General features: G+C 71.0%; 17 protein-coding genes. 11 read left to right on the top strand and 6 right to left on the bottom strand.

From position 1 onward, the window contains the following. The first annotated feature begins 4 nt into the window (after positions 1-4). Together ACQPWU_RS35355 and ACQPWU_RS35350 are read left to right on the top strand one after the other, a co-directional pair. Positions 5-379: a YchJ family protein gene (locus ACQPWU_RS35355; protein WP_433429607.1), complete on the top strand. Its 375-nt coding sequence runs from the start codon at positions 5-7 to the stop codon at positions 377-379. Between the two features lie 93 nt (positions 380-472). After that, positions 473-895, top strand: a complete 423-nt coding sequence (locus ACQPWU_RS35350; protein WP_433429605.1) for a DoxX family protein — start codon at positions 473-475, stop codon at positions 893-895. Here ACQPWU_RS35350 and ACQPWU_RS35345 read toward each other — a convergent pair. Beyond that, positions 859-1,686, bottom strand: coding sequence for an SAM-dependent methyltransferase (locus ACQPWU_RS35345; protein WP_433429603.1), 828 nt, complete (start codon positions 1,684-1,686; stop codon positions 859-861). The genes ACQPWU_RS35350 and ACQPWU_RS35345 overlap by 37 nt on opposite strands. Positions 1,687-2,016: 330 nt before the next feature. Here ACQPWU_RS35345 and ACQPWU_RS35340 point away from each other — a divergent pair, with 330 nt between their 5' ends. Continuing rightward, positions 2,017-3,051 (top strand): hypothetical protein, encoded by a 1,035-nt coding sequence (locus ACQPWU_RS35340; protein ID WP_433429602.1) that lies wholly within the window; start codon positions 2,017-2,019, stop codon positions 3,049-3,051. A 67-nt stretch (positions 3,052-3,118) separates the two neighbouring features. On the opposite strand, the gene ACQPWU_RS35335 is transcribed toward ACQPWU_RS35340, so the two are convergent. After that, positions 3,119-5,104: a beta-galactosidase gene (locus ACQPWU_RS35335; RefSeq protein WP_433429600.1), complete on the bottom strand. Its 1,986-nt coding sequence runs from the start codon at positions 5,102-5,104 to the stop codon at positions 3,119-3,121. Positions 5,105-5,283: 179 nt separating this feature from the next. Here ACQPWU_RS35335 and ACQPWU_RS35330 point away from each other — a divergent pair, with 179 nt between their 5' ends. The 6 genes from ACQPWU_RS35330 to ACQPWU_RS35305 all read left to right on the top strand — a co-directional run bounded on the left by ACQPWU_RS35330 (position 5,284) and on the right by ACQPWU_RS35305 (position 10,938). Beyond that, positions 5,284-6,600, top strand: a complete 1,317-nt coding sequence (locus ACQPWU_RS35330; RefSeq protein WP_433429598.1) for an ABC transporter substrate-binding protein — start codon at positions 5,284-5,286, stop codon at positions 6,598-6,600. Continuing rightward, entirely contained in the window at positions 6,597-7,481 is an 885-nt protein-coding gene (locus ACQPWU_RS35325) for a carbohydrate ABC transporter permease (RefSeq protein ID WP_433429597.1), read from the top strand. Before ACQPWU_RS35330 ends, ACQPWU_RS35325 begins: the two co-directional genes overlap by 4 nt. Continuing rightward, a complete protein-coding gene (locus tag ACQPWU_RS35320) occupies positions 7,481-8,338 on the top strand; it encodes a carbohydrate ABC transporter permease (RefSeq protein ID WP_433429596.1) in 858 nt (285 codons plus the stop codon). The genes ACQPWU_RS35325 and ACQPWU_RS35320 overlap by 1 nt, the downstream gene beginning before the upstream one ends. Further along, positions 8,335-9,330 carry a LacI family DNA-binding transcriptional regulator gene (locus ACQPWU_RS35315; RefSeq protein WP_433429595.1) on the top strand — a complete coding sequence of 332 codons (996 nt, stop codon included), beginning with the start codon at positions 8,335-8,337 and terminating at the stop codon, positions 9,328-9,330. The genes ACQPWU_RS35320 and ACQPWU_RS35315 overlap by 4 nt, the downstream gene beginning before the upstream one ends. Positions 9,331-9,361: 31 nt before the next feature. Beyond that, positions 9,362-10,012, top strand: coding sequence for a nitroreductase family protein (locus ACQPWU_RS35310; RefSeq protein WP_433429594.1), 651 nt, complete (start codon positions 9,362-9,364; stop codon positions 10,010-10,012). 95 nt (positions 10,013-10,107) lie between these two features. Continuing rightward, on the top strand, positions 10,108-10,938 hold the full coding sequence (locus ACQPWU_RS35305; protein WP_433429593.1) for an SAM-dependent methyltransferase: 831 nt from the start codon (positions 10,108-10,110) through the stop codon (positions 10,936-10,938). Here the strand turns inward: ACQPWU_RS35305 and ACQPWU_RS35300 are convergent. The 3 genes from ACQPWU_RS35300 to ACQPWU_RS35290 form a co-directional block, all read right to left on the bottom strand. Next, complete coding sequence (locus tag ACQPWU_RS35300; protein ID WP_433429592.1) at positions 10,935-12,320, bottom strand: GH1 family beta-glucosidase; 1,386 nt, start codon at positions 12,318-12,320, stop codon at positions 10,935-10,937. The two genes, ACQPWU_RS35305 and ACQPWU_RS35300, sit on opposite strands and share 4 nt — an antisense overlap. Before the next feature lie 18 nt (positions 12,321-12,338). Further along, positions 12,339-14,600, bottom strand: coding sequence for an alpha-xylosidase (gene yicI, locus ACQPWU_RS35295; RefSeq protein WP_433429590.1), 2,262 nt, complete (start codon positions 14,598-14,600; stop codon positions 12,339-12,341). Positions 14,601-14,706: 106 nt separating this feature from the next. Further along, positions 14,707-15,732, bottom strand: coding sequence for a LacI family DNA-binding transcriptional regulator (locus tag ACQPWU_RS35290; protein ID WP_433429588.1), 1,026 nt, complete (start codon positions 15,730-15,732; stop codon positions 14,707-14,709). A gap of 751 nt (positions 15,733-16,483) precedes the next feature. Here ACQPWU_RS35290 and ACQPWU_RS35285 point away from each other — a divergent pair. Both ACQPWU_RS35285 and ACQPWU_RS35280 read left to right on the top strand, forming a co-directional pair. Then, positions 16,484-16,840 carry a hypothetical protein gene (locus ACQPWU_RS35285; RefSeq protein ID WP_433429587.1) on the top strand — a complete coding sequence of 119 codons (357 nt, stop codon included), beginning with the start codon at positions 16,484-16,486 and terminating at the stop codon, positions 16,838-16,840. Positions 16,841-16,842: 2 nt separating this feature from the next. Beyond that, positions 16,843-18,417, top strand: coding sequence for a zinc ribbon domain-containing protein (locus tag ACQPWU_RS35280; protein ID WP_433429586.1), 1,575 nt, complete (start codon positions 16,843-16,845; stop codon positions 18,415-18,417). 204 nt (positions 18,418-18,621) lie between these two features. Here the strand turns inward: ACQPWU_RS35280 and ACQPWU_RS35275 are convergent, their stop codons facing one another. Beyond that, positions 18,622-20,409, bottom strand: a complete 1,788-nt coding sequence (locus ACQPWU_RS35275) for an aldehyde ferredoxin oxidoreductase C-terminal domain-containing protein (RefSeq protein ID WP_433429585.1) — start codon at positions 20,407-20,409, stop codon at positions 18,622-18,624. Between the last annotated feature and the right edge of the window lie 70 nt (positions 20,410-20,479).

Below are 20,479 nucleotides of genomic sequence, written 5' to 3'. Positions count from 1 at the left end.
GCGCATGCCTCGTACATGTCCCTGCGGCCTGCCCGCCCCCTACCAGGACTGCTGCGGCAAGCTCCACCGGGGCGCGGCGGCCGCCGCCACCGCCGAGCAGCTCATGCGGTCACGGTTCAGCGCGTTCGGGGTGGGTGACGCGGCCTACCTGCTGCGGACCTGGCATCCGGCCGCGCGGCCCGCCTCGCTCGACCTCGACAGGAAGATGCGGTGGGTACGGCTGGAGGTGCTGGAGACGACCGGCGGCAGCGTCGTGCACACCGAGGGGACGGTCCGCTTCCGCGCCCACTACGTCGACCGGGGGCGCGAGGGCACGCTGGAGGAGCACAGCCGTTTCGTCCGTTTCGAGGGCCGCTGGGTGTACACGGGCACGGTGTGACGCGTACGGTCACTTTTTCTTCGCGGGTTCCGTCAGGGCATTGAGAGCGAATGCCTGACGGTGGCGTTCGCCACGAGGAACCGGGAGAGGCACATGTCACCCAAGGTCCGTCTCGTCGCGTTCTGGGTCGCGACGGCGATCTTCATCGCGGAGTCGTTCACCGGCGCGGGCTGGGACCTCCTCCGCATCCAGTACGTCCGCGACACCTTCGACCATCTCGGGCTGCCCTACTACCTGCTCACCATCCTGGGCGTGTGGAAGCTGCTCGGCGCCGTCGCGATCGTCGTGCCCGGCTTCCCCAGGCTCAAGGAGTGGGCCTACGCCGGCATGGTGCTCGCCTACAGCGGCGCGGCCTTCTGCCACATGGCGGTCGGCGACGGCCCGGACGCCTGGACGATGCCGCTCTTCTTCGCCCTGCTGAGCCTCGTCTCATGGGCGCTGCGCCCGCCGTCCTACCGTACGGCCAGGTCCGCGCGCCATCACGGCTTGCGGGCGACGCCGCCGACCAAGGTGTGATGGGCGAGGCCGGGCTTGGCGCGGCCGCCGGAGCCCGGCCGCCATTCCGGCAGCGGCACGAGGCCGGGCTCCAGCAGCTCCAGGCCGTCGAAGCAGGCGAGGATCTCCTCACGCGTGCGCCACCGGCCCGTCCCGAAGGCCTCGTTGAAGAGCTTCTCGGCCGCGTACGCCTGGTTGGACGCCTCCGGGTGGTCCACGGGATCGTGGAAGTGGGAGACGGCCAGGTAGCTGCCGGACGGGAGGCGTTCCATCAGGCGGGCCACGGTCCCGGCCGGGTCCTCGTGGTCGGCCAGATGGTGCAGGACGCCGAGCATCAGCAGCCCGACCGGTTCGCCGAGGTCGAGGAGGCGCCTGGTCTCCGGATCGTCGATGATCGCGTCCGGGTCCCTGGCGTCGCCCTCGACGACCGCGGTGCGGTCGTCCACGGCCAGCAGCGCCCGGCCGTGGACCAGCACGATCGGGTCGTGGTCGACGTACACGACCCTCGAGTCAGGGGCGGCGGACTGGGCGACCTCATGGACGTTGTCCTGTGCGGGCAGGCCCGCGCCGATGTCCAGGAACTGCCTGACGCCGGCCTCCGCCGCCAGGAACCGGACCACTCGAGTGAGGAAATCCCTGTTCGCCCGGGCCGCCTCCGGCGCGCCGGGTGCGATCTCGAGCACGCGCAGTGCCAGCCGGCGGTCCGCCTCGTAGTTGTCCTTGCCGCCGAGCATGAAGTCGTAGACGCGGGAGGTGCTGGGTCTGGAGGTGTCCACTTCCAGGGGCCCGCGCTTCTGCCGGCGGTCGGCCATGGGCGGCTCCTTCGGATACGCACTGTGCCATCGAGGTGGCTGACCGCGATCTTACTGATGGGCTGACCAGTTGTCCGTACTGTCGGTAAATTTCGGTCGGCGTTCTCGGTCTGGCGGCCCACCTGGCGTGTTGGGGAGATAGGGGACGAACCGCCCTGTCGAACCGGGTCGGACACCAAGGAAAGGACAAGATCCATTCCGGTTGGCGTCTGGGACGGGGTGTCGCCCTCCCTCGCGATGATCGCGGGCGCTACTCGTGTGCCTATGCAAATATTGCGTTCACGGCACACGACGGTAGCCGCTACCGCTTTGCCGTTCATGCTCATGTCCGTGGCACTGGCGACGCCCGCCGCTGCCGCGCCCACCGAGCCACCCCCGGAGGCGTTCGCCTTCACCCAGCAGTACGACCTCGGGTTCGTGCAGCAGCAAACGATCAGCGGCACCAGCCCCTCCGACACCCGCACGTGGGTGCAGGCCGCCCCCTGTCCGAGTCGCGACGCCCTTCTGCTGAACGGGTTCGCGCTCATGAAAGTCAAGGGGTGCGGCGAAGCCGCCGGACTGTCGTCCAGCGGCTACATCGAGTACGGCATCGAGGCCGACTACGGGATGGAGGGCGCGTGCGGCGCTGAAGCCATGTGCGGCACCGCGCCAGCCGCCTCCACCTCCGGATGCGGCCTCTCCAGCACGGCCGGCGCGTGCGGCGCGTGCGACCGGTGCGCGGGGTCCGACTGGCCCGGCATGGACGGTGGGCTGGTCATCACGAGGACGAGCAGCATCGAGATCAGGCCCGGAGCGTCGTCAGTACAGATACGTCCGATCAGGCCCGCCGCTCCGGTCAAGCCCATCGCGCCTGCCGTGGTGGTCAAGCCGGCCGTTCCGGCCAAGCCTGTCGCGCCGCCCTGCGCGGCGGTCAAGCCCGCCGCGCCTGCCGTGGTGGTCAAGCCGGCCGTTCCGGCCAAGCCTGTCGCGCCGCCCTGCGCGGCGGTCAAGCCCGCCGCGCCTGCCGTGCAGGTGAAGCCCGTCGTTCCGGCCAAGCCCATCGCTCCGGTCAAGCCCGCCGTGCAGGTGAAGCCCGTCGCTCCGGTCAAGCCCGCGGTGCAGGTGAAGCCCGTCGTTCCGGCCAAGCCTGTCGCGCCGGGCGAGCCCTGCACGGCGGCGGTCACGCCGGGCGAGGGCAAGTCCTCGACCCTGCCGGCCAAGCCCGCCGTGCCGATCAAGCCGGTCGCGCTGGTCAAGCCGGCCGTTCCGGCCAAGCCCGTCGTCCTGATCAAGCCGGCCGTACCGGCCAAGATCAACACAGTGAAGGTCAAGCACGAGAAGCGGACGGTTCGCCGTCACTCCTGCCCGTGTCCGGGCAGCAATTGAGAAAACCTTGAGCGGCCGGGGCATCGCCCCGGCCGTTCGCTTTGGATTCGGTCACCGCTGGGGAAGATCAACTGAGGGCGACGACCATGACCGCGCCGGGCGCGACGGTGATCGGCCCGTCGTGTCGCACGCCGTCGAACACGTTCCTCCCGCTCACCCCATCGACCGTCACGGGCTCGTCGCCGTGGTTGATCAGGAAGACGTGGCCGCCCCTGCGTACCAGTTCGAGGGTGTCGGGCAGGCCGCGTGGCCGGGACACGTTCGCGTGGTCGAGCACCTGGACGAGCAGCTCGCGCAGGCCGGAGACGGGGGAAGTGGCGAGATACCAGGCGGTGCCCGCGCCGAGGTCGTGGCGGGTGAAGGCGGGGTGCCCCGCGTCGGGCCCCGTGGCGAAGTCGCGTACGGCGACCGCGCCGGCCGGGCGGACCCGCTCGGACCAGACGCGGGCCGTGTCGCCACCGTCGCCGCCGCTCAGGGCCACCCTCTCGTGCTCGCGCAGCGGGTGGAACTCCTCGATCGACAGGCCAAGCAGCTCGCGCAGCGCGCCGGGGTGGGCGCCCGGGTGGATGGTGTCGTGCTCGTCCACGATGCCGGAGAAGTAGGAGACGAGCAGGTTGCCGCCCGCCTCCACGTACCGGTGGAGGTTCTTGGCGGACGCCTCGGTCAGCAGGTACGAGCTGGGCACCACCACCAGGCGATATCCCGAAATATCGGCGGAAGGGTGGGCGAAGTCCACCGTCACGTGCTCCCGCCACAGCGCCTCATAGAAAGCATCCATCGGCTCCCTGAACGTCAGGTCGACCGACGGCCGCCAGTCCAGCTCCAGCGCCCAGTACGACTCCCAGTCCCAGACGACCGCCACCTCGGCCCGCACCCGGCTGCCCCGCAGGCCGGCGAGCTCGCGCAGGTCGGCGCCCAGCCGGACCACCTCGCGCCACTGCTCGGAATCGGTCCCCGCGTGCGGCACCATCCCCGAGTGGAACTTCTCGGTCCCGAAGCGCGAGGCCCTGAACTGGAAGAACAGCACGCTGTCGGAGCCCCGGGCCACGTGCGCGAGGCTGTTGCGGCGCATCTCGCCCGGCCGCTTGGCGATGTTGCGCGGCTGCCAGTTCACCGCGCCGGCCGAGTGCTCCATGAGCATCCACGGCGCGCCGCCCGCCACCGAGCGGGCGAGGTCGGCGGACATGGCCAGATCGATGTGGTTGTCGGGCCGTTCGGCCTTCAGGTAGTGGTCGTTGGCGATCACGTCCAGCTCGCGGGCCCACTGCCACAGGTCGGCGGACTTGCAGTTCACGGTGCCCGCGAAGTTCGTGGTCACGGGGATGCCGGGGGTGAGCTCGCGCAGGATGTCGCGCTGGAGCGCGTAGTGCTCGCGGTGCTGGCCGTCGCTGAAGCGGGCGTAGTCGAGGCGCTGGGCGGGGTTGACGGCCGTGTGGTTGAACCGGGGGGCGTCGATCTCCGCCCAGTCGGTGTACGTCTGGCCCCAGAACGTGGCGCCCCAGGCATCGTTCAATGTGGAGACATCGCGGTATGTGGCTTTCAGCCATACGCGCCAGGCCGCCAGGCTGTGCTCGCAGTAGCACTCGCCGAGCGGCGCCCCGTACTCGTTGTGCACGTGCCACATGACCACGGCCGGATGCCCGCGATAGTGCTCGCCCAGCGCGCGCACCAGCCGCGCGGTCGCCTCGCGGAAGGCCGGGGCGCTGGAGCAGGCGCTCTGCCTGCCGCCGAACCCGATCCGCGTGCCCTCCCTGGTCACCGGCAGCACGTCAGGATGTTTCCGGATGAACCAGGCGGGTGGGGCCGCGGTCGGCGTGGCCAGGTTCACCGCGACCCCGGCCTCGTGCAGCCGGTCCACGATCTCGTCCAGCCAGCCGAACTCGTAGCGCCCCTCCGCCGGCTCCATCAGCGCCCACGAGAACATGCCCAGGCTGACCAGGTTCACCCCGGCCTCGCGCATCAGGGCCACGTCCTCCTCCAGGACCTCGCGTGGCCACTGCTCCGGGTTGTAGTCGCCGCCAAAGGCGATACCGGCAGGACGCTCCGGGTACATCCATCCCCCTCGAAAAGCTTTCTGTGAACGTGCACAGTAGCGCCCGCCCCGCATCCAGGGGAACGGCCGCCCTGGCTTCTCCCGATAATGGCTGATTAACGAGAACATAACGACCCCTTGACGGCTGTTTCGTGGCTGTTTCACTCTGTGCACGTTCACAGAACCTTCTGGAGGTACGTATGCGCGCCAACCGCCTTGGAGCCGCCCTGGCCGTCGTGCTGACGGCTGCCCTCGCGAGCTGCGGGTCCGGCGAGCCCGCCGAAAGCTCCGAGGCCGCGCAGAGCCCTGCGAGCGCCGCCAAGGGACCGGTCAAGCTGACGTACTGGACCTGGGCCCCCAACATGGACAAGATCGCCGCCGTCTGGAACCAGGCGCACCCGGATATCCAGGTCACGGTCAGCAAGCAGGCGGGCGGTGACGACGCGGCGGCCAAGTTCCTCACCGCGGCCAAGGCGGGCAACCCGCCGGACCTGGTGCAGGCCGAGTACCAGCACCTGCCCTCGTTCGTCGCCGCCGACGCGGTCGCCGACCTCAAGGCCGAGACCGCCTCGATCAAGGGCGAGTTCGCCGAGGGCCTGTGGGGCCTGGTCACGCTCGGCACGGAGGGCGTGTACGGCATCCCGCAGGACAGCGGCCCGATGATGCTCTTCTACCGCAAGGACCTGTTCGACAAGTACGGCCTCGCGGTCCCCAAGACCTGGCAGGAGTACGCCGACGCCGCGCGCACCGTGCGCAAGAAGGATCCGAAGGCCTACCTCGGCACGTTCTCCAGCAAGGACCCGGGAGCGTTCACGGGCCTGGCCCAGCAGGCCGGCGCCCAGTGGTGGTCGATCAGCGGCGAGTCGTGGAAGGTCGACATCGCCGACGAGCCCACCAAGAAGGTCGCCGACTACTGGGGCGGGCTGGTCAAGGAGGGCGTCATCGACGACATGCCGTTCTTCACCCCCGAGTGGAACAAGGCCCTCAACGACGGCAAGCTGCTGACCTGGCCGTCGGCGGTCTGGGCGCCGGGTGTGCTGTCGGCCAACGCTCCCAAGGCCAAGGGCAAGTGGGCCGTCGCCCCGCTCCCGCAGTGGAACGCGGGCGAGAACTTCAGCGGCTTCTGGGGCGGCTCGTCCACGGCCGTGTCCGCCAAGACGCCGAACAAGGCCGCCGCCGCCCAGTTCGCCACCTGGATGAACACCGACCCCGCGGCCGCGGACCTGCTGATCAAGGAGGCCGCGGTCTACCCGGCCGCCACCAAGGCCCAGTCGTCGCTCGGCCAGGCGCCCGACTACTTCTCCAACCAGCCCGACTTCTGGCAGCAGGCCGCCGCGGTCTCCGCCGTCGCCCGCGGCTTCACCTTCGGCCCGAACGTCGGCGTGACCTACAACGCGTTCAAGGACAACTTCGACAAGGCGCTGCAGAACAAGACGCCGTTCGCCGACGCGGTGCAGGCCATGCAGGACGCCACGGTCGCCGACATGCGCAAGTCCGGATTCCAGATCGCCTCATGAGAAAGTCCGAAAGGGGGGCGTGGCCGTACCTGTTCCTGACCCCCGCGATCGTGCTGTTCACGCTCTTCCTGGCCGTGCCCATCGGGTACACCGTCTGGCTGGCGATGCGGCGGACCAAGGTGTCGGGGCTCGGGCTGGGCAGGGGCGCGCGGAAGGAGATCTACGTCGGCTTCGACAACTTCTCCGCCGCCCTGTCCGACCCGGAGCTGTGGAACGGCTGGCTGCGCGTGCTCGGCTACGGCGCGCTGGTGCTGGCCGTGATGCTCGGGCTGGCCCTGCTGTTCGCGCTGCTGCTGGACTCGGCACGGGTGCGGCTGGCCAGGTTCTCGAGGATCGCGATCTTCCTGCCGTACGCGGTGCCGGGCGTGGCCGCCACGCTGCTGTGGGGCTTCCTCTACCTGCCCTCGCTCAGCCCCATCAGGGACATCCTGGACATCGAATTCCTCGGGGCCAGCACCGTCACGTACTCCATGGCGAACGTGGCGGTGTGGGGCGGCGTCGGCTTCAACATGCTCGTGCTCTACACGACACTGCGTGCCATCCCGCGCGACCTGTACGAGGCCGCGCGGCTGGACGGCGCCTCCGAGATCCAGATCGCGCTACGCGTGAAGATCCCGCTCCTGACCCCGGCGATCATCCTCACCACCGTGTTCTCGATCATCGCGACGATCCAGGTGTTCACCGAGCCCACCACGCTGCGGCCGCTGACCAACACGATCAGCTCCACGTGGAGCCCGCTCATGAAGGTCTACCGCGACGCGTTCGTCACCGGCGACCTGTACTCGGCCGCCGCCACCTCGATCGTCATCGCGGCGATCTCGCTCGTCCTGTCGTTCGGGTTCCTGCGCGTGGTCCGCAACCGCGCCTTCGGGGAGGGCTGATGGCCACCGCACACCGCCGGGCGGTCGCGCGCACCCCGTGGGGGGTGGCGCCGACCGGGCTGCTTCTGCTCGGCGCGATCTACTGCCTGTTCCCGGTGCTCTGGGTGTTCATCGCGGCGACCAAGTCGCCCGGCGAGCTGTTCAGCACCTCGACGCTGGCCTTCGGCACCGGCTTCCTCGACAACGTGACCCAGCTGTTCGCCTACCGGGACGGGGTGTTCTGGCTGTGGGCGGCCAACACCCTGCTGTACGCGGGCGGCGGCGCGCTGCTGTCGACCGCGGTCTCGGCGATCTCGGGGTACGCGCTGGCGAAGTACCGCTTCCCCGGCCGGAACCTGATCTTCAACCTGCTCATCGGCGGCATCCTCGTGCCCGCCGTGGTGCTGGCGATCCCGCAGTACCTGCTCTTCTCCAAGGTCGGACTGGCCGACACCTACTGGGCCGTCCTGCTGCCGCAGATCCTGCACCCGTACAGCATCTATCTGGCCCGCATCTACGCCACCGCGGCCATCCCCGACTCGCTGCTGGAGGCGGGGCGGATCGACGGGGCCGGCGAGTGGCGTCTGATGTACCGGGTGGCGATGCCGCTGATGGTGCCCGGCATGGTGACGATCTTCTTGTTCCAGTTCGTGGCCATCTGGAACAACTTCCTGCTGCCGTTCATCATGCTCGGCGACGACGGCAAGTTCCCGCTCACGGTCGGACTCTTCACGCTGCTGGCGTCCGGGGCGAACCAGCCCTCGCTCTACAACCTGATCCTCACCGGCGCGTTCCTGTCGCTCGTGCCCTTGATCGCGCTCTTCCTCACAATGCAGCGATACTGGAAGACCGATCTGTCCTCCGGAGCGGTGAAATGAAGCGCCCTACGATCCACGACGTGGCCGCCGCCGCGGGCGTGTCCCGCGGCACGGTGTCCCGGCTGCTCAACGGCGACAAGTACGTGAGCACGGCGGCACGCGTGGCCATCGAGCGGGCCATCTCGGAGACCGGCTACGTGGTCAACCGGGCCGCCCGCAGCCTCGTCACCCAGCGCACGGGGTCGGTCGTGATGGTGCTGTCGGAGCCGCACGAGAAGCTGTTCGAGGACCCCAACTACAGCACGACCATCCGGGTCGCCATCAGGATGCTGGCCGAGCGCGACCTGTCGCTGGTGATGATGATGGCGGGCGACGAGGGCGACCGCGAGCGCGTGGTCCGCTACGTCCGCGGGGGCCACGCCGACGGGGTGCTGCTGCTCTCGACCCACGCCGGCGACCCGTTCATCGACGCCCTGCAGTCCGGGCCGCCCGCGGTCTCCTGCGGCGCCGTCATCGGCCGCGAGAGCGTCATCCCGTACGCCGCCGCCGACGAGCGCCTGGGCGGCCGCCAGATGACCGAGTACTTCGTGAGCCAGGGCCGCAGGCGCATCGCCATGATCACCGGCCCGATGGACACGCCCGGCGGCATCCAGCGCCTCGAGGGCTTCGCCGACGTGCTGGGCCGCAAGGCGACCAAGAAGCTGATCGCGCACGGGGACTGGACGCAGGCCAGCGGCGAGCGGGCGATGGCCGAGCTGCTGGCCCGCACACCCGACATCGACGCCGTCTTCGTGGCCTCGGACCTGATGGCCGCGGGCGCCCTGGCCGCCCTGCGCGCCGCGGGGCGCAGGGTGCCGGAGGACGTGGCGGTGGGCGGGTTCGACGACTCGTCGGTGGCCCTCTCGACGCACCCGCCCCTGACCACGATCCGCCAGCCGCTGGCGGAGGTGGCGCAGGAGACGGTACGCCTGCTGCTCGCGCTCATCGACGGCGCCGAGCACGTGGAGCCGGTGATACTGCCCACGGAGCTGGTGATCCGCGAGTCCGCCTGAGTCCCGCCCCGGACGTTGACATCATGGCCCTATGGCGATCAACGAACTGAGCCCCGACGAGCTGCTCACCACGACCCGCAGCGTGCGCAAGCGCCTCGACCTCACCCGCCCCGTGTCCATGGACCTGGTACGCGAGTGCCTGGAGACGGCGCTCCAGGCGCCCACCGGCGGCAACCGGCAGGGGTGGCACTGGATGGTGGTCACCGACCCTGAGCTGCGCAGGGCCATCGGTGACTACTACGGTCGCTCGCTGCGGACCTACTACGAGTCCGGCGCCTCCGCGGGGTCGCTGTTCAAGGACGACCCGGACAGGGCGGCGACGCAGCAGCGCGTGTCCGAGAGCTCCACCTACCTGGGCGAGCACATGGGCGACGTGCCGGTGCTGGTGATCGGCTGCATCACGCTGCCGGGCGGCGGGCTGCCGCAAGGCAATCAGGCCGGTCTGTGGGGGTCGCTGCTGCCGGCCGCCTGGAGCTACATGCTCGCCGCCCGGGCCCGGGGGCTGGGCACGGCGTGGACGACGCTGCACCTGGCGTACGAGAGCGAGATCGCCGAGCTGCTCGGCATCCCGGACGACGTCCGCCAGGGCGTGCTCATCCCGACCGCCCACTACCTCGGCGAGACGTTCAGGCCCGCGCGGCGGCAGCCGCTGGACGACGTGCTGCACGTTGATCGCTGGTAGCCGCGCGACCCGCCTCTTGCATGATGAAATGTCCGCATAAATCGGGGGTTCGAAAATAGGATCATGGATCTAGCCACCTGACCGAGGAGCCGACAGTGCCCGACAGCGAGCAGGAGCGCGCGCCCAGCGGGATCGACACCACCAAGCCGAGTGTCTCCCGCGTCTATGACTACATGCTCGGCGGCAAGGACAACTATGAGATCGATCGTCAGGTGGCCGCGGCCGCGCTGAAGATCGCGCCTGACGCGCCCGAGGCGGCCAGGGCCAATCGGGAGTTCCTGCGGCGCACGGTCCACTACCTGACGGCCGAGGCGGGCATCCGGCAGTTCCTGGACATCGGCTCGGGCCTGCCGACGCAGGGCAACGTGCACGAGATCGCCCAGGCGGTCGCCCCTGAGTCGAAGGTCGTGTACGTGGACCACGACCCGATCGTGCTCGTCCACGGCCGTGCCCTGTTAGCCGTGGACGCGTCCACCACGATCGTCGAGGCCGACGCCCGCGAGCCGGAGAGGATCCTCAACGACCCGAAGACGCGCTCCCTGCTCGACTTCGACCAGCCGGTCGGGCTGCTGATGTTCGGGATCCTGCACCACCTGGCCGACGACGAGGATCCGGCCGGCGTCGCTGCGGCCCTCCTGCGGCCGCTCGCCTCGGGCAGTCACGTGGTGATCTCGCACTTCCACAACCCGGGCGACGCCCACCCCGAGGTGTCGAAGCAGGCTCACGAGGCGGAGAGGATCTTCAACGAGCACCTCGGCACCGGCCGGTGGCGCGCCCGGGAGGAGATCCTCGCCTACTTCGACGGCCTCGAACTGCTGGAGCCCGGCCTGGTGCCGATGCCCGAGTGGCGCCCCGGCCCCGACGACCGCGCCACCCCGGGCATCACCTACCACACCTTCGTCGGGGGCGTGGCCCGCAAACCCTAGCCGGGCAGCTTGCCGGAGGCGACCACGTCGCGGTACCAGTGGGCGCTGTCCTTCCAGATGCGCTCGAGCGTGTCCGGCTGCACCCGGATGATGCCGAACCGCTTGGCGTACCCGTGCGCCCACTCGAAGTTGTCCATGAGCGACCACAGGAAGTACCCGCGCACGTCCGCCCCGGCCGAGATCGCCTCGGCCACGGCGGTCAGGTGCCGGTGCAGGTAGTCGACGCGCCGCTCGTCGTGGACCCGCCCGTCGGGGGTCACGACGTCGGCGAACGCGGCGCCGTTCTCGGTGATCATCGTGGGCGTGCCGGGGTAGTCGCGGTGCAGCCGCAGCAGCAGCTCGGTCAGGCCGGTCTCGTCGATGTTCCAGCCCATCTCGGTGTACGGGCCGGGCTGCTGGACGAACTCGACGTCCTCGCAGGCGATCCACGGTGACGCGGCCCCGTCCTGGTGCCCGTCGGAGGTCGCCCGGTCGCTGGACCCGTCCCACTGGCGCACCAGCGTCGGGTTGTAGTAGTTGACCCCCAGCACGTCCAGCGGCTGGCCTGCGGTGGCCTCGTCGCCGTCGCGCACGAACGACCAGTCGGTCACCTGGGCGGTGTCGGCGATGAGGTCGCGCGGGTAGGCGCCCTCCAGCATGGGGCCGAGGAAGGCCCGGTTGGCCACCGCGTCCACCCGCCGTACGGCATCGGCGTCCTGCTCGGACACGCCGCGCACGTGGTGCAGGTTGAGCGTGACCGACATCTGGGCGGTCGGGGCGGCGACCGCGCGCAGGGCCTGGACGGCCAGGCCGTGGCCGAGGTTCAGGTGGTGCACGGCGGCCAGCGCGGCGGCGGGCTCGGTCCTGGCGGGGGCGTGCACGCCGGAGGCGTAGCCGAGGTAGGCCGAGCACCATGGCTCGTTCAGGGTGATCCAGGTGGCCACGCGGTCGCCGATCGTCTCACCCATGAGAGCCGCGTACTCGGCGAAGTGGTAGGCGGTGTCGCGGTTGGGCCAGCCGCCCGCGTCCTCCAGCTCCTGCGGCAGGTCCCAGTGGTAGAGGGTGGCGACCGGAGCGATCCCGCGGGCGAGCAGCCCGTCCACCAGCCGCTCGTAGAAGTCCAGCCCCGGCCGGTTGACCGTGCCGTTCGGACGGACACGCGGCCAGGAGATCGAGAACCGGTACGCGCCCACGCCCAGCGCGGAGAGGATGTCCAGGTCCTCATCCAGCCGGTGGTAGTGGTCGCAGGCCACGTCGCCGGTGTCGCCGCCCGCCACCAGTCCCGGCGTGTGGGAGAAGGTGTCCCAGATCGAGGGGCCGCGGCCGTCCTCGTTCCAGGCGCCCTCCACCTGGTAGGCGGCGGTGGCGGTGCCCCACAGGAAGTTCTCGGGGAAGGTGGGCATGGTGCTCCTCACAAATCCTTACAGGGTGATCTCGATGTCGTCGCCCTGGGTGGTCTCCGTCGCCTGGCGTTCTCCGAAGAGGCGCAGGCTCCAGCGCGCGGGCGCGCCCGCGACGCGGCGGGCCCTGACGCGGTCGCCCGTGCGGGACACCTCGAAGACAGTAGCCGCGCTGCCGTCGAGGGCGGGCACGGTGACGGTGCGGCGGGCGCCGTCGGGGAGCCGGTAGGCGTTCAGGGTGACGCCGTCGGCGTAGTCATAGTCGGGCCGGTCCTCGCGGGCGCCCGTCGGCACCACCGCGCCGGGCCGCACCAGCAGCGGCAGGCTGTCGAACCCGTGCCGCTCGGTGCGCCACCCCGGCCCGCTCACGCTCTCCCCGCCGAGCAGCGGCGTCCATTCCCCATCAGGGACGTAGTACGAAATTTCACCATCCGCCGACATGACGGGCGCCACCAGCAGATCGGGCCCGAGCATGTACTGGGCGTCCAGGTGGTCGCAGCCCCGATCCCCGGGGAACTCCAGCCGCATGGCCCGCATCACCGGCAGCCCGTCGGTGGTCGCCTCGACCGCGGCGCCGTACAGGTACGGCATGAGCCGCGCCTTCAGCCGCGTGAACGAGCGCAGCACGTCCACCGACTCCTCGTCGAACAGCCACGGCACCCGGTACGAGCCGCTCCCGTGCAACCGGCTGTGCGACGACAGCAGCCCGAAGGCCACCCACCGCTTGAACACGGCCGGATCCGGCCGCCCCTCGAACCCGCCGATGTCATGGCTCCAGAACCCGAACCCGGCCATCCCCAGGGACAGCCCGCCCCGCAGCGACTCGGCCATCGCCTCGAACGTCGACTCGCAGTCGCCGCCCCAGTGCACCGGCAGCCGCTGCCCGCCCACCGTGGCCGACCGGGCGAACAGCACGGGCGCACCCCGTTCGGCCAGTACCCGGTGCACGGTCTCGTTGTAGAGCAGGGTGTAGTAGTTGTGCATGCGCTCGGGGTCGGCGCCGTCGGCGTAGGCGACGTCGGTCGGGATGCGCTCGCCGAAGTCGGTCTTGAACGCGTCCACCCCCATGTCGAGCAGCCCGCGCAGCTTGCCCGCGTACCACTCCCTGGCGGCCGCGGAGGTGAAGTCCACCAGCGCCCGGCCCGCCTGCCAGTGGTCGTCCTGCCACACGGTCCCGTCGGGACGGCGCAGCAGGTGACCGGCCGCTGCCCCCTCGTCGAACAGCTTCGACGCCTGCCCGATGTACGGGTTGATCCACAGGCAGACGCGCAGCCCGCGCTCCTTGAGCCGCCTGATCATGCCCTCGGGGTCCGGGAACACCTCCGGGTCCCACTCGAAGTCGCACCACCGGTACGGACGCATCCAGAAGCAGTCGAAGTGGAACACGCTCAGTGGCAGGTCCCGCTCGGCCATCCCCTCCACGAACGACGTCACCGTGGCCTCGTCGTAGTCGGTGGTGAACGACGTGGACAGCCACAGCCCGAACGACCAGGCGGGCGGCAGCGCGGGGCGGCCGGTCAGCGCGGTGTAACGGCGCAGGATGTCCTTCGGCGTGGGCCCATGGATGACGAGGTATTCCAGGTCGTGGCTCTCGACGCTGAACTGCACCTGCGACACCAGCTCCGAGCCCACCTCGAACGACACTCGCCCCGGATGGTTGACGAACACGCCGTAGCCGCGGTTGGTGAGGTAGAAGGGGATGTTCTTGTAGGCAAGGTCGCTGCTGGTGCCGCCGTCGTCGTTCCAGATGTCGACGGACTGCCCGTTGCGCACGAGGGGGCCGAACCGCTCGCCCAGCCCGTACACGAGTTCACCGGCGCCGAGGCGGAGCTGCTCGACCACGAAGTGCCGCTCGTCGGCGTCGCGCATGACACCGAGGCTCTTGCCGCCGCTGCGGGTCAGCTCGCGCCCGTCCGCGCTGAAGGTCATCTCCCACGGCGCGTCCCTGCGCACCCGTACGGTGAGGGCGCCGCTGGTCAGGCTCGCCTGCTCGCCGTCCACGGTGACGTCCACGTCAGGAGCGTCGTCGCGCACCTGGAAGGCAGGGGAGGCGGGGACGGATCCGGCGAAGTGCACCGTACGGACGCGGATCACGTCCGGCATCGGAGACGACACGTCGACCCGCAGCACCGGGCCGTCGATCGTGTGACCCCGGCGGGTGATGGGCCTGGCCGGGGCCAGGATCCGCAGCGAGCCGGCGTCGGCGGTCACGTCATGCGCCTCCACGGCGTAGTCCGCCCGCACCCCGGGACGCAGCCGCCAGTGACCGTCCCTGAACTTCATACCTCTCCTTCGACGAGGGCCGCGACCGCCTGCGGCGCCGGTGTGACGCATCCGTCCACGGTCCGGCGCGGGGAGGCGGTGGGGGTGTGCATGCCGATCTGTGGTGTCACGATGCATTCCCCCCTCGCGGGGGGCCGGAGCTGTCGCCGATCACCAGGCGGCAGGGCAGCAGCCGGTGCCGGGGCGGGCCGTCGTCCTCCAGCCGGTCGATGAGCATGCGCGCGCCGAGGCCGCCCAGCTCGGCGCTCGGCGGCTCCAGCGTGGTGAGCCGGGGATGGAACATCTCGGCGACCCTCGCCGACGACAGCACCAGCATCAACGTCAGGTCCTCCGGGATCCGCCACCCGCGCGCCGCCACGGCCGCGATCACGCCGGCCGCCGCGTGGTCGTCCATCACCGCCAGCGCCGTCACGTCCGGATGCGCCGCGACCAGCCGTTCGAACGCCTCCCTGCCCTCCTCGGCCGAGCCAGGCCGGAAGTCGTCCACGAACCCGATCCCGGCCGCGCGGGCGGCCTCGGCGAACTCCGCTCCGGCCCGGATCGCGGGACCGTACTGCGCCGCGTACGCGTCGGCGGAGAGGTTGAAGAAGGCCAGCTCGCGATGCCCGAGCCCGGCCACGTGTGCCACCGCCTGCCTGGCAGTGGCCGCGAAGTCGATGTCGGCGTGGTCGATCGAGCCCGGGTCGCGGGTCCGCCCGATCATGCCGAACGGGACGCCCGCCTCCGTGAGGTAGTCGATGCGCTCGTCGTCCAGCCCGACCTCCATCAGCAGCACGCCGTCCACCAGCCCCAGGCCGGTGAGGTGACGCAACTCCTCGACCGGGTCGGCGTGCTCGGGGGAGAGCAGCAGGTGGTAGCCCAGCTCGCGGGCCGCCTCGGCGGCGCCGGTGGCGAACTGCATCTCGGTCAGCCCGAAACCGCTGCGCGGGGCGGGGTAGAGCAGGGCGAGGATGCGGGTGCGCTTGCTCTGCAGGCCGCGGGCCAGCAGGCTCGGGCGGTATCCGAGGTCGGCCGCGGCCTGCTCGATGCGCCGCCTGGTGTCCGCCGCCACCGGACGGGTGCCGTTGAGCGCGGCGGACACGGTGCTGACCGCGACCCCCGCCCGTTCGGCCACGTCACGTATCGAAGACATCACACTGCCGGTTCCCCTGGATCGAAACGTTTCGCACAACCTAGGGTCCGCTTTGCGGGGCTGTCAATGGGGTGGAATCGGGCGTCCCAAACCCCCTCTTGAACGGGGGCGTGTCTTCGTCAGGAGTGACGCTTCACGGCGGGGGAGCGGTGGACTGGCGCTGGATCAGCTGGATCGGCCCGGCCAGCACCTCGGCCACCGTGTCGTCCGGCTTCAGGGTGTGAACGGTCCTCCCTTTTCGCTATGGGAACCTAAGGCTTGGATTTGATCTCTCCATGGCTCTGTTGAGGTTAGCGGCGGTAGCCAAGCGTTTGGGGCGTACCCGACGCGGACCTGTCGTTGCGGGTGGTGCGGCCATTGTGGTGGGGATCGGCCGAGGGCGCCGATGTACGCGCCTCCGGTACGGCCGGTCAAGCCGATGCGGCGGAGGTGTCCGTCAATGCTCGCATGCCCTGGTTTGCCCTGGTATCGAACCGTGTCAGCTCGCGGCTACTGCGCTTGATCGCCCCGTCTGTCCGGGCCGGGTGTCGGCTGTGCGGTATGGATGCTGCCAGTATCGATGTGTTGTTCACATGTTCTATCCGGGTGCGCCGGCCCGTGTGGTGCGTCTGGTGGTACGAATGCCGCTCGTCGGCATGCCGTCGTGCCGCTCGCTGCTTAAGACGGTCGAGCATGGCCACGGTTGTTGTAACGCGCCCGCTCGGCGCGGTCGTTTTTCACCTTCGGCCCGTCCCGGAACCGGAGATGGTCGATGAGTAAACTCACCGCGACCGCGACCTGCACCGCCCATGGCGCGATCGTGGAGCAGACCGGTCAGGTCGTCCCTCAGCCGCTGCCGGCCCAGCGGGTCACCTGGCTGGCCGGCCTGGCACAAGATCTGACCGCGGGTCTGATCGCCGCCCGGTGGAATGCGGCGGATCTGGATGCGCTGGCCTGCGGGGTGGGGCTGGCCGGGCGGGCGTTGCCGGCAAAGGGCTGGATGGCTGTCCGTCGGCTGGGCTGGGGCACGATCCCCGCCCCGGGCGTGCACGTCTGTGATCGCGTGGTGCGGTGCGCGCAGGAGCAGGCCGCCCGCACCCTGCGGCTCGCGCTGCTGCCGGACGGGTAACCGTGGCGCAGATCCGCAACCGGACCCGGCAGATCGCCGCTTACCTCGTCGAGCATGGCGCGTTGCCCGCCGATCTGACCGACCTGGAGCAGCCGCCGAACGTCGCGGCGCAGATCGTGCTGGCCGCCGCGGACCGGCAGTTGGTCGCCCTGGAGCGCACCGGCGATCACAGCGCCCGGTTGCGGGTGCGGCTGCCGCTGGTGGAGGCTCCTGCCTCCGGCCGGGAGTGCGCCTGGCACGTGCTGGATGTGGCTTTGCCGCCGACCGTCCCACGTGCTGCGACGCTGTGCATGCTCACCCTGCGGGTACGAAACGGCCGGGTGCGCGTCGATCTGCCGTTCCAGACCCCGATCGGCTTCGCGCCCGCCACCGGACATGCGACCGGGATGGGGTTCGACTGGGGCCTCAACACGCTGCTCACCGGCGTGACCGGGCGCCTGACCGACGGCGGCCGGGTGATCTCCGACGGGCGGCCGCTCACCTACGACGCCACCGCCATCTCGGCCAAGCTGCACCGGCTGCAGGCCGAGCGTGAGCACCTGGCCGCCAGACAGCGGCACCAAGACAAGCTCCTGTCCGGCATGGCCGTCACCGATCCCCGCCCCCTGGAACTGATGCGGGCCTACGAGAGCACCGGAGTCGAACACGACCGCCTGTGCGCGCGCATCCGCAACCTGAACCATGCGCCGGCCTGGTCAGCGGCCCGCTGGGCGGTCGACCAAGCCATCGCCGCCGCCGCGACGGTCATCTACCTGGAAGACCTGGCCACCCTGGAAGCGCGCGGACGCCGCGGACGGGCGAACGCGCGCCTGTCCGGGCAGGTGCGCGGGCAGATCATCGAGGCGATCCGGCACCTGGCGGCCAAACACACCATCGCCGTCGCCACCGTCCCAGCCCGCGGCACCTCCAAATACTGTCCCCGCTGCGGGAACGGCACCTCACTCCTCCGACACTGTCCGGCCCCTGACCGGCTCACCGAGCGGGGCTGGGCGTGGGCCTACTGCCCGGCCTGCGGCCTGTCGTGTGATCGTGACTGGGCCGCAGCCGAACGCATCCTCGCCCGAGGCCTGCTCGGCCAGAATGCCACCCGCACCCACCGCGCCACCGGCGCCCGCACCATCGGCAAGGTCGTGGAGGGCAACGTGGCCCGCGCCCGCCGCACCCGCAAGCCCACCAGGGCCGCCCGGCGCGCCCGCCGCACCCGAACCGACCTGCACCCCCGACCCGAAGCGCGGGACCGATCCAAGAACCGCCCCACCCTGAAACGACTGGCCCGCACCACGAACAACCCGGTCAGCAACACGGTGAACAACCTGTCAGACGATGCGATGACCTCCAGCCGTGTGCCCGACCGGCGCACGGTGCCCGCCCCATTCCCCCCGGGGAATGGACAGCGTCCGGCGGGCCAAGCACCCCAGGCGACCCACCCACCGGCGGGCCGTACAGGGCTTGCACGCGATTCTCAACACCGGACCGGCTTCCACCGCGTCGCAGCCACCCCCGTACTCTCCCTCGGAGAGTACCGAGACGGCCCGACACGGCCACGCCCGCCCGATTTGCCGGAAATGCTCAGGTAAACACGGAGAATCGCAGACGCTGGCCAGCAGGGTCACGGTGCTCGGCCGGGATGGTCAGGTCGGCCGCGGGGCGATGGGCGCGAAGCGCGGGCGCACGCCGAGCCGAGACGGCCGCCGCCGCCCGTGACGAGCGCCGTCCGCCCGCTCAGGTCGATCGTGACAGCCATCCCCGAGGGACTCCCTTCGGCCAAACGATTGACCAGGCTATAACCCGTCGCCAGTCCAGCCGAGCTCCTCGTAGAAGGCGCCGCGGGCCTGCTCGAACGAGGCGCGGTCCAGCACGGCGCCCCGGTGGGGCCCCTCGGTGATGGGCTCTTCGTGCATCCGGGCGGGCAGCTCGTCGGGGCCGCCGCCCTCGCGGGCCGCGTACGCGCGCATCGCGTCGAGCCGCGCCTGACCGGCCGCCAGCAGGTCGTCCAGGGTGAACCCGTCCCCGTGGACGGCGGTGACCAGGGCGGTCAGATGGTCGACGGTCAGCGGGCGGGTGGGGGAGGAGGCGAAGACGCACAGGTTCAGCGCGTCGAGCCCGCTCCACAGCCGCAGCAGCCGGGCGGTGCGCCGCCCCCGCTCGGCGTCGAGCTCGGCGACCGGGGCGGGTGCCACCCCGATCCGGCCGGCCTCGCCGAAGCTGTACGCCAGCCCGGCGACGGGGTCGAAGTCGAGGTCGTGCTCCAGCGCGTCGTAGCGCGGCCCGCCCGGGGCGATCGCGTACCCGAGCCCGATGCCGGGCTGGACGCGGGGGTCGAAGCAGGGCAGTTCGGCGCCCTTGACGGTCATCGCGTACGGGGCGGCGCCGGGACCGAGCTTGGCGGCCGCCCGCGCCGCGCCCTCGGCGAGCAGGTCGCCCACGGCGCCGGTGCGTGTCGCGACGTCCCCGATGAGCCCGGGCAAGGCCGCCGCGTCACCGAACGCGGGCCCGCCGGGCAGCAGGCCGTGCCCGGCGCACTCCATGGCGAACGCCAGCGTCCCGCCGAGGGAGACCGGGTCGAGGCCGAGGTCGTTGCAGAGGGCGTTCGCGCCGAGCACGGCGTCGAGGTCGTCGATCCCGAGGTTCCACCCGAGCGACAGGAACGCCTCCTGCCCGAGCCCGCCCGGCCTCCGCTCCGCGGTGCCCGGGGGCGCGTACACCTTGAGGCAGTCGTTCGGGCAGCCGGGGCAGGCGCCGGTGGTCGTCACTGCCCGTCCGTCGTAGTCGCGCGCCTCGGGGACCCGCAGCCCGGACGCGCCGGACACCGAGAAGTTCCGCACCGAGGCGTACCCGGGGGCGGGCGGCTCTCCGACCCATCCGGCGAACCCCGGCAGCCCGGCCTGGAGCGCCGCGAGCGGGTTCGTGGCCAGTGAGTCCCGGTAGTAGGCGGCGATCCGGGCGACCGCCTCAGGGTCGGCCACCTCCGCGGGCGCGTCGCCCACGCACACGATGGCCTTGAGGTTCTTGGCCCCGAAGACCGCGCCGAGCCCGTACCGCCCGGCGGCGTAGGCGTAGTCGGTCACCACGCTCGCGTACCGGACGAGGCTCTCCCCGGCGGGCCCGATCGCCGCGACGTGCGCGGCCTGGCCGTGCCTGGCCCGCAGCGCGTCCGTCGTGGCGGCCGTGCCCAGCCCGCGCAGCTCAGAAGCATCGTGCACCGACACCTCGCCACCTTCGACCAGCACGTAGGACAGACGCCCGGCCCGGCCGGTGACGGCCAGCGCCTTGGCGCCCGCCCCGCGCAGGCCCGCCGCGAACGGCCCGAGCGCGTGCGTCTCCCCTGCCACCCCGGTCAGCGGGGACTTCGCCAGGAACACGGCCTTGGCCAGCCCGGGCGCCGCCGTGCCGCCCAGCATCCCGGCCGCCACGTACAGCAGCGCCCGCGGGTCGTACGGATCGAGCCCGGCGGGCGTGCGCTCGGCCATCAGCCGCAGCCCGAGTATCGACCCGCCGAAATGCCCCCTCTCGGCCGAGCGATGCTCCTTCTCCACGTTCCCGCTGGTCAGATCCACAATGAACGGCACGCCGAAGCCTCCTGGGGTCGATGAGGGCACCAGGAGCGGACAACATCACATGTCACCGCGAGGGCGCAAC

This window comes from Nonomuraea sp. CA-141351 (assembly GCF_050944675.1).
Classification (GTDB): Bacteria; Actinomycetota; Actinomycetes; order Streptosporangiales; family Streptosporangiaceae; genus Nonomuraea.
Note: the sequence above shows the minus strand (reverse complement) of the source record. Positions and strands in the feature narration are given on the sequence as shown.